This is a genomic window from Streptomyces lunalinharesii, assembly GCF_039532155.1.
Taxonomy (GTDB): domain Bacteria; phylum Actinomycetota; class Actinomycetes; order Streptomycetales; family Streptomycetaceae; genus Streptomyces; species Streptomyces lunalinharesii.
Genome location: NZ_BAAARK010000010.1, coordinates 242,715 through 255,447 on the forward strand (window position 1 = coordinate 242,715; position 12,733 = coordinate 255,447).

Consider the following 12,733-nt stretch of genomic DNA (forward strand, 5'->3'; position numbering starts at 1 on the left):
CCCGTGCACCCCGCGGCCGCCCCGCCGACCGTCCGTACAGTGGCCGGGTGAGTGAGCGCGAGAGAAACGGCGGCGGAAGGCGCGACGGGCAGCGCCCTGGGTGCGGTGACGGGGCGGGCCGGGGCGCCCGGGCCGATGCCGACGCCGGGCGGCAGCGCTCCGCCGACCGGGCCCGCCAGGCCGCCGACCTGCTCGGCACCGTCCTCGGCCGGGTCCGTTACGCGGCGGACGGGGCGGCCGCCGAGGACGCCGTCGAGGCGGGGGCCTCGATGCTGACCGCCGCGGCGCCCGGCTGGGAAGCGATCAGCGCGGCCGCGGTCACGGCCGCCGTGGAGGCCGTCCGGCGCTGTTGGGCGGGCGGCTGGTACCCCGCCGACCTGGTGCGGATCGTCCGGCGGGAGGCTCCCGACGCCGCCTCGCCGGCCCTGGTCCTCGACGCCGTCGCCGCCGCGGAGGCCCGCCGGCCACGGTCGTCGGACGCCGCCCGCGACCCGCGCTGGCGCGCCCAGTTGGCCGACCTGGACGCCCGCGTCTGGTGGGACGCCGATCCCGGCTACCTGGACGCGGTCGCGGCCCGGCGCCGCACCTCCCGCTTCGAGACCGCGTACGACGTGCTGACCGCCCTGCGCCTGCTCTCCCGGCTGCCCCGGATCACCCCGCTGCCGGCCCCGCCCGGCGCTTCCGGCCCGGCCGGCGCGCCCCGGCCGTCGTCCGGCGGCAGCGGGCCCGGCGGAGCGTCCGCCACCCGCGCCCTCGGCCGGATCCGGGCCCTGCTCGCCAAGGCGGAGGCGACCGGCTTCCCGGAGGAGGCCGAGGCGCTGTCCGCCAAGGCCCAGGAGTTGATGGCCCGTCACAGCATCGACGAGGCGCTCCTCGCCCATGGCCGCGCTCCGGGCGCCAGCGGGCCCGCCGACGGCCCCGCGGCGTTCCGCATCGGCATCGAAGGCCCCTACGAACAGGGCAAGGCGCTGCTCCTCGACGCCGTCGCGGCCGCCAACCGCTGCCAAGCTGTCTGGGCCGCCGAACTGGCCTTCTCCACCGTCGTCGGCTTCCCGCCCGACCTGGAGGCGACCGAACTCCTCTACACCTCGCTGCTGCTCCAGGCGACGTCGGCGATGAACCGCGCGGGCGACGAACACCACGCCCGCGGCCGCTCCCGCCGCACCCGCGACTTCCGCCAGACGTTCCTCGTGGCCTACGCGGACCGCATCCGCACCCGCCTGAGTGCGGCCACCGCCGCCGCGACCGCCGCGGCCACCGCCGAGTCCACCGCCCCGGACCGGCTCCTCCCGGTCCTCGCCGCCCGCGAACTCGCCGTCGAGGAAACCACCGGCACCCTCTTCCCCGACACCGCACCGGTCCGCCTCCGCGGCATCCGCGACGCCGCCGGCTGGCACCAGGGCACCGCCGCCGCCGACCGCGCCTACCTGGGCCGGCCCGACGGCGACACCCCCGACTGACACCGCCGCAAGCGAACAGGCCAGCCCCGGACCCCCACCCCCCCATTATGAACCAACCAATCCAAAACCTGTGCTACCATTCCACCGTTCTGTATCAATCGTTCCAAAACGAGGGCGGCGCAAGCCGAGGAGCGGAGTCGAGATGGCCACGGACGGGACGGCGGGCGGGGCGCTGGCGGGCAAGGTCGCCCTGGTGACCGGCGGTTCGCGGGGGATCGGGGCGGCGGCGGCCCGGGCGTTGGCCGCCGAGGGAGCCGCGGTGGCGATCAGCTACACGGCGTCCGCGGCACGGGCCGACGCCGTCGTGGCCGAGCTGACGAAGGCCGGCGCCCGGGCCGCCGCCTACCGCGCCGACCAGGCCGACCGACGGCAAGTCGCCGATCTGGTGGCCTCGGTGGCGGCCGACTTCGGCCGCCTGGACATCCTGGTGAACAACGCGGGCGTGTCGGTCAACGGCGCGGTGGACGATGGCGACGCCGCGGACGACCTCGCGGCGTTCGACCGGCAGTTGGCGGTCAACGTGGGCGGCGTCGCCTCGGCCGTCCGGGCCGCCGCCGCCGTCCTGGGGGAGGGCGGGCGGATCATCACCGTCGGCTCGACCCTGGCCGCCCGCGCCGGCTTCCCGGGCGTCGCCGACTACGCGGCGACCAAGGCCGCGATCGTCGGCTACAGCAAGGGCGCGGCCCGGGACCTGGCACCGCGGGGCATCACGGTCAACGTCGTCCAACCCGGCAGCGTGGCCACCGACATGAACCCGCCACAAGGCGCCTTCGCGGACGCCCAGCGCGCCGCCAATCCCATGGGCCGCTTCGGCCGCCCCGAAGAAATCGCGGCCGGCATCACCTTCCTCGCCGGCCCGACCGCCTCGTTCATCACCGGCGCCGTCCTGGACATCGATGGCGGCTACTTGGCCTGAGAGCCGGCCGGGGTGCCGTCACCGGCGCGCCCGACGCGACCCGCTCCACGGGCCTCGGCCTCACGTCCGCCAAAACCCACACACCGACGTCACCCGTCCGCCTTGGCCACCCCCACCGGGCACGACACCCCCGTCCCGCCGATCCCGCAGTACCCGGCGGGGTTCTTGTCGAGGTACTGCTGGTGGTACGCCTCGGCCGGGTAGAAGGGGCGGGTGGGGGAGGCGGGGAGGATCTCGGTGGTGATGGCGCCGTAGCCGGAGGCGTTGAGGACCTGTTGGTAGGCGTCGCGGGAGGCTTCGGCGGCCTGTTGTTGGGCGGCGGAGTGGGTGTAGAGCGCGGAGCGGTACTGGGTGCCGACGTCGTTGCCCTGGCGGAAGCCCTGGGTGGGGTCGTGGGACTCCCAGAACAGCTTCAGCAGGGACGCGTACGGGACCACTGCCGGGTCGAAGACGACGCGGACGGCCTCGGTGTGGCCGGTGTGGCCGCTGCACGCCTCCTCGTAGGTGGGGTGCGGGGTGTGACCGCCCTGGTAGCCGGCGAGCGTCGTCCACACGCCCTTGACCTGCCAGAACTTGCGCTCGGCGCCCCAGAAGCAGCCCAGCGCGAAGTCGGCGACCTCCAGGCCCTCCGGGTACGGGCCGAGCAGCGGGTTGCCCAGGACGGTGTGCCGGTCGGGGACGGCGAAGTCCGGCTCGGGGCGTCCCTTCAGCGCTTCCTCGGCGGTGGGGAGATGGTTCTTGAAGCGGGAGAACAGCATCGGGATCGTGCTCCAGAGGAGAGGGCCGGCGGGGGACGGGCGGGCACGGACGTGGGCGGGCGGGTGGCGCGGAGGGTGTCGCTTCCGTCGGTGGGAACGTTCCGCGGGCTTCGGGCATTCCTGGCCCGGCGCGCCCCTGGCCCGGTGCGCCCCCGCCCTGCCCCGGCGCGAGCGGAGGGCCGGGGGCCCGTGACGGCCGGGTGGTTAGCCCTGGGCCCGGAAGCCCGCCGAGGTGCCGCCGAGCTGTTCCCAGCCGGCGATCGCCAGGGCGCGGTACGCGGCGTACTCGGCGGCCGGGCTGCGCCCGTAGGACCAGGGGACGGCACCCACGTGGCCGTCGACGAGGCGCAGTTGCTCCATCGCTTCGGCGTAGCGCTCCGCACGGACCAGGAACCAGACCAGCAGGTGGCGGACGTGCGGCGCCATCGGGTGGTCGGCGGGGGCCTCCCGGAGGGCGAAGTGGGCGCCCTCTATGGCGCGTTCGACGACGGCGCTCTGGAAGAGGCTGCGGACCATGTTGGCCTCGGGCAGGTGCGCGTAGACCGCGAACAGCGGCAGGGCCGGCAGCAGGCTCTTCGCCGGCGCCCCGGCGGCGGCGCGCCCGGCGAAGGCCTCGGCCTGCTCACGGGAGCCCTGCCACTGCTGCGACCAGTACGTGAGCGCCGCCAGGTGCGCGCCCATGTGGTGCGGCGCCCGTTGGCGGACCGTGGACCAGAGCTCTTCGTAGTCGGCGGCGCGCTCGCCCAGGCCGCGGGCGACGGCCAGCTCGGTGATGTACGGGATCGGGCTGCCCGGTGCCAGCAGCGCCGCCTCGCGGCAGACCGTGCGGGCCTCCTCCAGGATCATCCGGAAGTCCTGCGAACCGGGGTCGCGCAGCGCCTGGACGGCCAGGAACTGGGCGTGCGTCTGGGCACCGCCGGGGTCCTTGGGGGCCTCGGCGCGCCAGGTGCGCAGCCAGATGCCGCCGGCCCGGGCGCCGGCGGGGGCGGCCGGGTCCGGCGGCGTCTGCGCCAGCTCGAACGCGGCCGCGCCGGCCAGCGTCTGCACCCGCTGCCAGCGCAGCTCCCAGTTGTCGCCGGTGGACCGCAGGAGTTCGGCGGCCGGCCGCCAGTCGTGCGTGCGGCGCATCTCGGCGAGCGCGTCGGCCAGCTCCTCGTCGGGGCCGGGCAGCCGTACGTCGAGCTCTTCCAGGGGGACGAAGCCGTAGCCGGCCATCGGGTCGGCGGCCACCGTCAGGCCCCGCTCGGCGTGCTGTACGGCCTTCCGGCGCCGCATCCAGGGCAGGAAGACCAGACCGCCGAGCGCGATCGCGGCGAAGAGGAGCAGCAGAACGTCCATGTGGTGTGTCCAGGTCGGAGGGGCTGGGGCTAGGGCTGGGGCTCAAGGTGGCGGTCGGTGTGGTGGGGGAGCGCGCCGGCGTGCGTACGGACCCGCTGTGCGGCCCCGGCGCCGGTCGCCGCGCGATCTCCCGAGCTTTCGTATGTATCCACTATCCAGCGAACCAGAAAGTTCCGGAAAGTTCGGCCCGGTGGCCGACTACCCTCGGCAGGCATGAGCGAACAGCGCGACGAGCGCCACCAGCACTTCGAAACCCTTGCCATCCACGCAGGTCAGGAGCCCGACCAGGCGACCGGCGCGGTGGTACCGCCCATCTACCAGGTGTCCACTTACAAGCAGGACGGCGTCGGTGGGCTTCGCGGCGGCTACGAGTACAGCCGCAGCGCCAATCCGACCCGCACCGCCCTGGAGGAGAACCTCGCCGCCCTCGACGGCGGCCGGCGCGGCCTCGCCTTCGCCTCCGGCCTCGCCGCCGAGGACTGCCTGCTGCGCACCCTGCTCGCCCCGGGCGACCACGTGGTGATCCCCAACGACGCCTACGGCGGCACCTTCCGCCTGTTCGCGAAGGTCGTCGAGCGGTGGGGCGTGGAGTGGTCGGTGGCCGACACCTCCGACCCGCAGGCCGTACGGGCCGCGCTGCGCCCCCGTACGAAGGTGATCTGGGTGGAGACGCCCAGCAACCCGATGCTGGGCATCAGCGACATCGCGGCGCTCGCCGGGGTGGCCCGGGACGCCGGCGCCCGCCTGGTGGTCGACAACACCTTCGCCAGCCCCTACCTCCAGCAGCCGCTCGCCCTCGGGGCGGACGTGGTGGTCTACTCCACCACCAAGTACATGGGCGGCCACTCGGACGTGGTCGGCGGGGCCCTGGTCGTCAACGACGACGCGCTCGGCGAGGAGCTGGCCTACCACCAGAACGCCATGGGCGCGATCGCCGGGCCGTTCGACGCCTGGCTGGTGATGCGCGGCATCAAGACGCTGGCCGTCCGCATGGACCGGCACAGCGCCAACGCGGCGCGCGTCGCGGAGCTGCTGGTCTCCCACGACAAGGTGACCCGGGTCTACTACCCGGGGCTGGCCGAGCACCCCGGCCACGAGGTCGCCGCCAAGCAGATGCGGGCCTTCGGCGGCATGGTGTCGTTCCAGGTGGCGGGCGGCGAGGAGGCGGCGGTGGAGGTCTGCAACCGCGCCCGGCTGTTCACGCTCGGGGAGTCGCTGGGCGGCGTGGAGTCGCTGATCGAGCACCCGGGGCGGATGACGCACGCCTCGACGGCCGGTTCGGCGCTGGAGGTCCCCGCCGACCTCGTGCGCCTCTCGGTCGGCATCGAGTCCGCCGACGACCTGCTGGCCGACCTCACGCAGGCGCTGGGCTGAGCCCCGGCCCCAAGGCGACGCGGCCCACCCCGGTCCGTTGCGCCCCGCTACGGCAGGGGTGGTGCGGGCCGGCGGTGGGCGCCAGGGCTGCTCGACTCCCGTCCACAGGGCCGGAGTCGGCAGCGCCAGGACCGCGGGCGGCGGCGCGTGCGGGCGGTTCCCGGCGGGCCCGCTCGTAGGGGTCCGCGCCGTGCTGCGCGTCCCGGCCGGCGTACGTCCTGGCCAGCGCGCCGAGCAGCAAATCCGCGGCCACCGGGGCCGGTCGGCCCGCCGGGTCGCCGACATCACCGCCCGCGCGCCGGCCCAAAGCCCCCGTTCCGTACGGCGCCCCGTTCCGTACGGCGCCCCGGCCCGGACCGGCGGCCGGTCGTGGTCCGACCGGTGCCGTCAGGACGGGGTGGGCCCGCCCGGTGCGAGGGCGGTGATGTCGGAGAGCGAGGCGTTGAAGCGCGTCAGGAGCGTGGTGAAGGCGTCGCGCTCCTCCGCGGTCCACTTCTCGGTCACCATGGCCATCAGGGCCCGCCGCGACGCCCGGACCTCGTCGAGCCGGGCGTGGCCGCGCTCGGACAGCTCCAGGACCACGGCGCGGCCGTCCTCCGGGTGGCTGGCGCGGCTGACCAGGCCGGCGTCGACCAGCGGGGCGACCTGCCGGGTGACCGTGGAGGAGTCGATCCCCATCCCGCAGGCCAGGGCCTTGACGCCCATCGGGCCTTCCTGGTCCAGGCGGTTGAGGAGCAGATAGGCGGCGCGGTCCATGGAGTTGCGCGCCTGCCCGACGCCGCCGAGCCGGCTCTGTTCGGCGCGCCGGGCGAAGACGGCCACTTGGTGCTGTAGCGCGTCGAGGAGAGCGGGGTCGGGGTGGGTCGTCATGTCCGGAGAGGTGGGCATGGCCGGGGCTCGCTTAATCGGGGTGGGTACGGACGGGGAAACAGCGTACGCGGCGCCGGCGCGAGCCGTGCCGGCGCTGCCGCGTACGACCCTGACGGCCCTGGCGGGCGGGCCCGCCGATCCGCGGGTGTCCGCCATCCGGCCGGAAAGGGCCCGTTCGTGGCCGAACTGCGAAACTGGCCGCATGGTCGACGACACGTCGCATCCGCCGCAGCCGTCCGCGGACCCCGCGAGCACCGCACCGGTCGAGCCGGCGGGGATCACGGTCGACGACGTGCGCGCGGCACAGAAGTTGCTGTCCGGGGTGGCGCGGACCACCGTGCTGGAGGGCAGCCGCTACCTGTCCGCGCTGGTCGGCGCCCCGGTCCACCTCAAGTGCGAGAACCTCCAGCGCACCGGCTCGTTCAAGATCCGCGGCGCGTACGTGCGGATCGCCGGCCTCTCGGCGCAGGAGCGGGCCGCCGGCGTGGTGGCGGCCAGTGCCGGCAACCACGCCCAGGGGGTGGCCCTCGCGGCGTCCCTGCTGGGCGTGGCCTCGACGGTGTTCATGCCGGTCGGCGCGCCGCTGCCCAAGGTCGCCGCGACCCGCGAGTACGGCGCCGAGGTGCGGCTGCACGGCCAGGTGGTGGACGAGACGCTCGCCGCCGCCCAGGAGTACGCGCGCCAGAGTGGCGCGGTCTTCATCCACCCCTTCGACCACCGCGACATCATCGCGGGCCAGGGCACGGTCGGCCTGGAGATCCTCGAACAGTGCCCGGAGGTGCGCACCGTCGTCGTCGGGGTGGGCGGCGGCGGGTTCGCCGCGGGCGTCGCCCTCGCCGTCAAGGCGCTGCGGCCGGACGTGCGGGTGGTCGGGGTGCAGGCGGCGGCCGCGGCCTGCTACCCGCCGTCGCTGGCGGTGGGGCGCCCGGTGGCGATCGAGCCGCTGGCCACGATGGCGGACGGCATCAAGGTGGGGCGCCCGGGCGACGTGCCGTTCGGCATCGTGCGGGAGCTGGTGGACGAGGTCCGCACGGTCACCGAGGACGAGTTGTCCGCCGCCCTGTTGCTGTGCCTGGAGCGGGCGAAGCTGGTGGTGGAGCCGGCCGGGGCGAGCCCGGTGGCGGCGCTGCTGTCGTCGCCGGACTCCTTCGAGGGGCCGGTGGTCGCGGTGCTCTCCGGGGGCAACGTCGATCCGTTGGTGATGCAGCGGATCCTCCGGCACGGCATGGCCGCCGCCGGCCGCTACCTGTCCTTCCGGGTCCGGCTGACCGACCGCCCGGGGGCGCTGGCCCACCTCCTCGGCGTCCTGACGGTGGTGGACGCCAACGTCCTCGACGTCGGGCACGTGCGCATCGACCCCCGGCTCGGGCTCACCGAGGTCGAGGTCGAACTGCACCTGGAGACCAAGGGGCCGGAGCACTGCGCCGAGGTCACCGCGGCGCTGCGCGGGGCCGGGTACGACGTGGTCGCGGTCTGACGCGGTCTGACGCGGTCTGACGCGGGGCGGCGCGCGGGTACGGGCGGGGCGGTGGCGGGCAGCCACCGCCCCGCGGCGTTCGGGCCCGGCCGCCGCGGCCCCGTCGGACCGCCGGCGGACCGGCCCCGTGCCGCGGCGGCAGACCCCCTACGCACTTGTATCGCGATGTATCGCGTTTACGCTACCATCGGCGCGAGCGGGGGCGCCGAGTCGTGGCGCCCGCCGCGGACGAGCGCCCGTCAGTCACCCGCACGCCCTGTAGTGCGCCCGCCCCCCTGCGGAACCGTGGGGCATCGGCGCCGGAAGCAGAGCCGCTGCACGCCAGAAAACGTAATATTCGGCTTATCTGCCGCATTCGACCTGGAACTGAGTCAAACCATGGGGGTACCCACATGCCAGGCGCCATTTACGCCGAAGGTCTGGTGAAGACCTTCGGTGAGGTGAGGGCACTGGACGGCGTCGACCTCGACGTTCCCGAAGGAACCGTCCTCGGAATGCTCGGCCCGAACGGAGCCGGCAAGACCACCGCCGTCAGGGTCCTGACGACCCTGCTCCGACCCGACCGGGGGGCGGCCCGGGTGGCCGGCATCGACGTCGTCGCACACCCCGACGCGGTGCGCCGCGCCATCGGCCTCTCCGGCCAATTCGCCGCCGTCGACGAGTACTTGACCGGCCGGGAGAACCTGGTGATGGTCGGGCGGCTCTACCAGATGAGCGGACGTGACGCCAAGCGCCGGGCCGCCGAACTGCTGGAGCGCTTCAACCTCGGCGACGCCGCCGACCGCACCGCCAAGACCTACTCCGGCGGGATGCGCCGCCGGCTCGACCTCGCCGCCGCCCTGGTCGTCAGCCCGCCGGTGATGTTCATGGACGAACCGACCACCGGCCTGGACCCGCGCAACCGCCAGGCGCTGTGGGACGTCATCCAGGAACTCGTCGCCGGCGGCACCACCTTGCTGCTCACCACCCAGTACCTGGAGGAGGCCGACCGGCTCGCGCACGACATCTGCGTCGTCGACCACGGCCGGGTCATCGCCCGCGGCACCTCCGACCAACTCAAGGCGCGCACCGGCGGCGAACGGATCGAGGTCGTGGTGCACGCCCCCGAGCACCTCCCGGTGGCCGAGGGCGTCCTGCGCGCGGTCGCCAAGGGCGAGGGCGCGGTCGAACCCCACACCCGGAGGCTGACGTTCCCGGTGACCGGCGGCGCCAAGCTGCTCGCCGAGGTCATCCGCGAACTGGACTCCCGCGGCGTGGAGATCGACGACATCGGACTGCGCCGCCCGACCCTCGACGACGTCTTCATCGCCCTGACCGGGCACACCGCCGAGGCGGCGGAGGACGGCGGCGACACCCCCGCGGACGGCGACCGGACCGGCGCGGCCACCACCCAGGAGGGCGTGCGATGAGCGCGGTCGACCAGCCGGCCGATACGGCCGCCACCCGCCACCCCCAGCCACGCGGCGGCCTCGTACGGTCCGTGCGCGACGCGCTGGTGGTGGCCCAACGCAACCTGATCCGGATGCTGCGCATCCCCGAGGTCGTGATCTTCGGGCTGATCCAGCCGATCATGTTCGTGGTGCTGTTCACCTACGTCTTCGGCGGGTCCATCGCCGTCCCCGGCGCCCGGGCCGGCGACGCCCAGGCGTACCGCGAGTTCCTGATGGCCGGGATCTTCGCCCAGACCGTCACCTTCGCCACCGCCGGCGCCGGCGCGGGCATCGCGGACGACATGCACAAGGGGCTGATCGACCGGTTCCGCTCGCTGCCGATGTCCCGCGGCGCGGTGCTCACCGGCCGGACCCTCGCCGACCTGGTGCAGACCGCGCTGACCCTGGTGGTGCTGGCCGTGGTCGCGCTGCTCATCGGTTGGCGCAGCCACGAGAACCCGGCGAGCGTGCTGGCCGGCTTCGCGCTGCTGCTCCTGCTCGGCTACGCGTTCTCGTGGATCGGCGCGCTCATCGGCCTCTCGGTCCGCACCCCCGAGGCGGCCACCTCCGGCGGACTGCTCTGGCTCTTCCCGCTGACGTTCATCTCCAACGCCTTCGTCCCGGTCAACGGCATGCCGGCGTTCCTCCAACACGTCGCGGAGTGGAACCCGTTCAGCGCCACCGTCGCCGGCGCCCGGCAGCTGTTCGGCAACAGCATCGAGGGCGTGCCGCAGTCGGTGACCGGGGCCTGGCCGATGGAGCACCCGGTGCTCGCCTCGGTGCTCTGGTCCGTCCTGATCATCGTGGTCTTCCGCACCCTGGCGGTCCGCAAGTACCGCTCGGCGACCGCCTGAGCCGGCCGCGCGCACCCTACGCGCGAAGGCGGCCCGGAGCACTCAGCTCCGGGCCGCCTCCGTCGTGTCTGACGTGGTGCGCGGCTCAGCCGTTGTACGGCTTGGCATCGAGGATCTTCACCGACGCCTTCTTGCCGTTCGGGAGCTCGTACTCCGCGTCGGCGCCGATCCGCTTGCCGTTCACGCCCGACCCCAGCGGCGACTGCGGGGAGTAGGTCTCGACGTCACTGCTCGCGTACTCCCGCGAGGCCAGGAGGAACGACAGCGTGTCGTCCGGGTCCCCGTCGAACGCGATGGTGACGACCATGCCGGGGGCGACCGTGCCGTCGGCCGCGGGGGCTTCGCCCACCTTCGCGGCCTCCAGCAGCTGCTTCAGCTGGCGGACGCGGAGCTCCTGCTTGCCCTGCTCCTCCTTGGCCGCGTGGTACCCGGCGTTCTCCTTCAGGTCACCTTCCTCGCGGGCAGCCTGGATCTTCTCGGTGATCTCGGCGCGTGCGGGACCAGACAGGTACTCCAGCTCGGCCTTGAGCTGGTCATACGCCTCCTGGGTCAGCCAGGTGACGTTCTCGCTGGTCTGGGTCACAGGTGCTCCTCGTCGGTACTGGGGATAAATCAAACGCCCTACCAGGAAGGTTTGCGCCTTCACAGGTGGGCGAAACCACGAGCCTAACAATTCCGGCACAAAAGGGGGAAGAGGAATTTCACAGTGGTCGCACAGGAATGCATCGCCGCAGATCAGAGCGGGTCGGCCGGCGCGCGGACGTCGGCCGAACGGGTCACCGGCCCGTTGCGGTCGGTCAGCGCCGACGGATCCCGTCGGGGCGTCGTGGGGTCAGCCGTTGCCGGCCGGCGCGCCCGTGCAGCCGACCAGGATGGCGTTGGTCGCGCGCTTCGTCGTCCGCACCGTGACCTCGGTGTCGACCTGTCCGGCGCGCTGGTCGATGGTGATGTCCTTGCGGCCGACCTCGGAACCGTCGGTGGCCTGCGAACGCAGCGTGCACACCCCGGTGTCGTCCTTGTCCTTGACGACTTCGAGGTGGACCTTGACCGCGTGGTCGGAGACGGCTTCCCAGGTGATGATCCGGCCGCTGAGGTCCTGCCCGGAGATGTACGAGACGCCGAGCCAGCCCACCACGCCGAGCAGTACCACGCCGAGTACCGCCCCGATGACCTTCAGCTTGCGGTCCGCGCGCTGGTCGGCGGAACGGCCGTAGCGTCCGTCCGGGAGCCCTTCGCGCACCGCGGCCATGATCCATCCTCCTGATAGGGGACCGGGAACCGACAGACCCCCGGGGGGTCCCCGCCCCAGGGAATACAGCGCCCCCTCGCTTCGGTCACTATAGGAGGCATCTTCTCCGGCTTTTCACTGAGGATCGAGTCTTGACCGAGCAGCTGCGATTGATGGCGGTCCACGCCCACCCCGACGACGAGTCGAGCAAGGGTGCGGCCACCATGGCCAAGTACGTGTCCGAGGGGGTGGACGTGCTGGTCGCCACCTGCACAGGCGGCGAGCGAGGCTCCATCCTCAACCCCAAACTCCAGGGCGACCCGTACATCGAGGAACACATCCACGAGGTGCGCAAGAAGGAAATGGACGAGGCCCGGGAGATCCTGGGCGTCAAGCAGGAATGGCTGGGCTACGTCGACTCCGGGCTCCCCGAGGGCGACCCGCTGCCGCCGCTGCCCGAGGGCTGCTTCGCCCTCGAGGACGTCGAGGTCGCGGCCGGGCGCCTGGTCAAGCTGATCCGGGAGTTCAAGCCGCAGGTCATCACGACCTACGACGAGAACGGCGGCTACCCGCACCCGGACCACATCATGACCCACAAGATCACGATGGTGGCCTTCGAGGCGGCCGGCGACCCGGAGAAGTACCCGGAGGCCGGCGAGCCCTGGCAGCCGCAGAAGCTCTACTACAACCAGGGCTTCAACAAGCCCCGCACCATCGCGCTGCACGAGGCGCTGCTGGAGCGCGGCATGGAGTCGCCCTACGGCGAGTGGCTGGAGCGGTGGAAGCAGTTCGAGCGGCGCGAGCGGACGCTGACCACCTACATCCCGTGCGCCGACTTCTTCGAGATCCGCGACAAGGCGTTGATCGCCCACGCCACCCAGATCGACCCCGACGGCGGGTGGTTCCGGGTGCCGATGGACGTCCAGCGCGAGGTCTGGCCGACGGAGGAGTACGAGCTCGCGAAGTCGCTCGTGGACACTTCCCTCCCCGAGGACGACCTCTTCGCGGGCATCCGCAACAATTGAGCC

The 12,733-nt window shown here is 73.4% G+C and carries 12 protein-coding genes; 7 read left to right on the forward strand and 5 right to left on the reverse strand.

Features of this window, described 5'->3' with window-relative positions; translation table 11 throughout:
- Nucleotides 1-47 precede the first annotated feature (47 nt).
- Nucleotides 48-1,460: a DUF2786 domain-containing protein gene (locus tag ABD385_RS18330; protein ID WP_344577049.1), complete on the forward strand. Its 1,413-nt coding sequence runs from the start codon at nucleotides 48-50 to the stop codon at nucleotides 1,458-1,460.
- 142 nt (nucleotides 1,461-1,602) lie between these two features.
- Nucleotides 1,603-2,376: an SDR family oxidoreductase gene (locus ABD385_RS18335; RefSeq protein ID WP_344577051.1), complete on the forward strand. Its 774-nt coding sequence runs from the start codon at nucleotides 1,603-1,605 to the stop codon at nucleotides 2,374-2,376.
- An 89-nt stretch (nucleotides 2,377-2,465) separates the two neighbouring features.
- On the opposite strand, the gene msrA is transcribed toward ABD385_RS18335, so the two are convergent.
- Nucleotides 2,466-3,134, reverse strand: a complete 669-nt coding sequence (msrA, locus tag ABD385_RS18340; protein ID WP_344577053.1) for a peptide-methionine (S)-S-oxide reductase MsrA — start codon at nucleotides 3,132-3,134, stop codon at nucleotides 2,466-2,468.
- A 204-nt stretch (nucleotides 3,135-3,338) separates the two neighbouring features.
- Nucleotides 3,339-4,472, reverse strand: a complete 1,134-nt coding sequence (locus tag ABD385_RS18345; protein WP_344577055.1) for a hypothetical protein — start codon at nucleotides 4,470-4,472, stop codon at nucleotides 3,339-3,341.
- Nucleotides 4,473-4,685: 213 nt separating this feature from the next.
- On the opposite strand from ABD385_RS18345, the gene ABD385_RS18350 reads away from it, so the two are divergent.
- Complete coding sequence (locus ABD385_RS18350) at nucleotides 4,686-5,846, forward strand: cystathionine gamma-synthase (RefSeq protein ID WP_344577057.1); 1,161 nt, start codon at nucleotides 4,686-4,688, stop codon at nucleotides 5,844-5,846.
- 387 nt (nucleotides 5,847-6,233) lie between these two features.
- On the opposite strand, the gene ABD385_RS18355 is transcribed toward ABD385_RS18350, so the two are convergent.
- Nucleotides 6,234-6,734, reverse strand: a complete 501-nt coding sequence (locus ABD385_RS18355) for a MarR family winged helix-turn-helix transcriptional regulator (RefSeq protein ID WP_344577058.1) — start codon at nucleotides 6,732-6,734, stop codon at nucleotides 6,234-6,236.
- 184 nt (nucleotides 6,735-6,918) lie between these two features.
- On the opposite strand from ABD385_RS18355, the gene ilvA reads away from it, so the two are divergent.
- The 3 genes from ilvA (at nucleotide 6,919) to ABD385_RS18370 (ending at nucleotide 10,477) form a co-directional block, all read left to right on the forward strand.
- Nucleotides 6,919-8,193: a threonine ammonia-lyase gene (gene ilvA, locus ABD385_RS18360; protein ID WP_344577060.1), complete on the forward strand. Its 1,275-nt coding sequence runs from the start codon at nucleotides 6,919-6,921 to the stop codon at nucleotides 8,191-8,193.
- Nucleotides 8,194-8,585: 392 nt separating this feature from the next.
- Nucleotides 8,586-9,602, forward strand: coding sequence for an ATP-binding cassette domain-containing protein (locus ABD385_RS18365; RefSeq protein WP_344577061.1), 1,017 nt, complete (start codon nucleotides 8,586-8,588; stop codon nucleotides 9,600-9,602).
- Nucleotides 9,599-10,477 carry an ABC transporter permease gene (locus tag ABD385_RS18370; RefSeq protein WP_344577062.1) on the forward strand — a complete coding sequence of 293 codons (879 nt, stop codon included), beginning with the start codon at nucleotides 9,599-9,601 and terminating at the stop codon, nucleotides 10,475-10,477. The genes ABD385_RS18365 and ABD385_RS18370 overlap by 4 nt, the downstream gene beginning before the upstream one ends.
- 85 nt (nucleotides 10,478-10,562) lie before the next feature.
- Here the strand turns inward: ABD385_RS18370 and greA are convergent, their stop codons facing one another.
- Nucleotides 10,563-11,060, reverse strand: a complete 498-nt coding sequence (greA, locus tag ABD385_RS18375; RefSeq protein ID WP_344577063.1) for a transcription elongation factor GreA — start codon at nucleotides 11,058-11,060, stop codon at nucleotides 10,563-10,565.
- A 249-nt stretch (nucleotides 11,061-11,309) separates the two neighbouring features.
- On the reverse strand, nucleotides 11,310-11,726 hold the full coding sequence (locus ABD385_RS18380) for a DUF4307 domain-containing protein (RefSeq protein WP_344577064.1): 417 nt from the start codon (nucleotides 11,724-11,726) through the stop codon (nucleotides 11,310-11,312).
- 131 nt (nucleotides 11,727-11,857) lie between these two features.
- Between ABD385_RS18380 and mca the strand changes: the two genes are divergently transcribed.
- A complete protein-coding gene (gene mca / locus ABD385_RS18385) occupies nucleotides 11,858-12,730 on the forward strand; it encodes a mycothiol conjugate amidase Mca (protein WP_344577066.1) in 873 nt (290 codons plus the stop codon).
- Nucleotides 12,731-12,733: the final 3 nt, after the last annotated feature.

Excerpts from the sequence above, each read along its gene's own strand:
- ABD385_RS18335 (WP_344577051.1), top strand. The coding sequence starts at position 1,603 with ATGGCCACGGACGGGACGGCGGGCGGGGCGCTGGCGGGCAAGGTCGCC.
- msrA (WP_344577053.1), bottom strand. The coding sequence starts at position 3,134 with ATGCTGTTCTCCCGCTTCAAGAACCATCTCCCCACCGCCGAGGAAGCG.
- ABD385_RS18345 (WP_344577055.1), bottom strand. The coding sequence starts at position 4,472 with ATGGACGTTCTGCTGCTCCTCTTCGCCGCGATCGCGCTCGGCGGTCTG.
- ABD385_RS18350 (WP_344577057.1), top strand. The coding sequence starts at position 4,686 with ATGAGCGAACAGCGCGACGAGCGCCACCAGCACTTCGAAACCCTTGCC.
- ABD385_RS18355 (WP_344577058.1), bottom strand. The coding sequence starts at position 6,734 with ATGCCCACCTCTCCGGACATGACGACCCACCCCGACCCCGCTCTCCTC.
- ilvA (WP_344577060.1), top strand. The coding sequence starts at position 6,919 with ATGGTCGACGACACGTCGCATCCGCCGCAGCCGTCCGCGGACCCCGCG.
- ABD385_RS18365 (WP_344577061.1), top strand. The coding sequence starts at position 8,586 with ATGCCAGGCGCCATTTACGCCGAAGGTCTGGTGAAGACCTTCGGTGAG.
- ABD385_RS18370 (WP_344577062.1), top strand. The coding sequence starts at position 9,599 with ATGAGCGCGGTCGACCAGCCGGCCGATACGGCCGCCACCCGCCACCCC.
- ABD385_RS18380 (WP_344577064.1), bottom strand. The coding sequence starts at position 11,726 with ATGGCCGCGGTGCGCGAAGGGCTCCCGGACGGACGCTACGGCCGTTCC.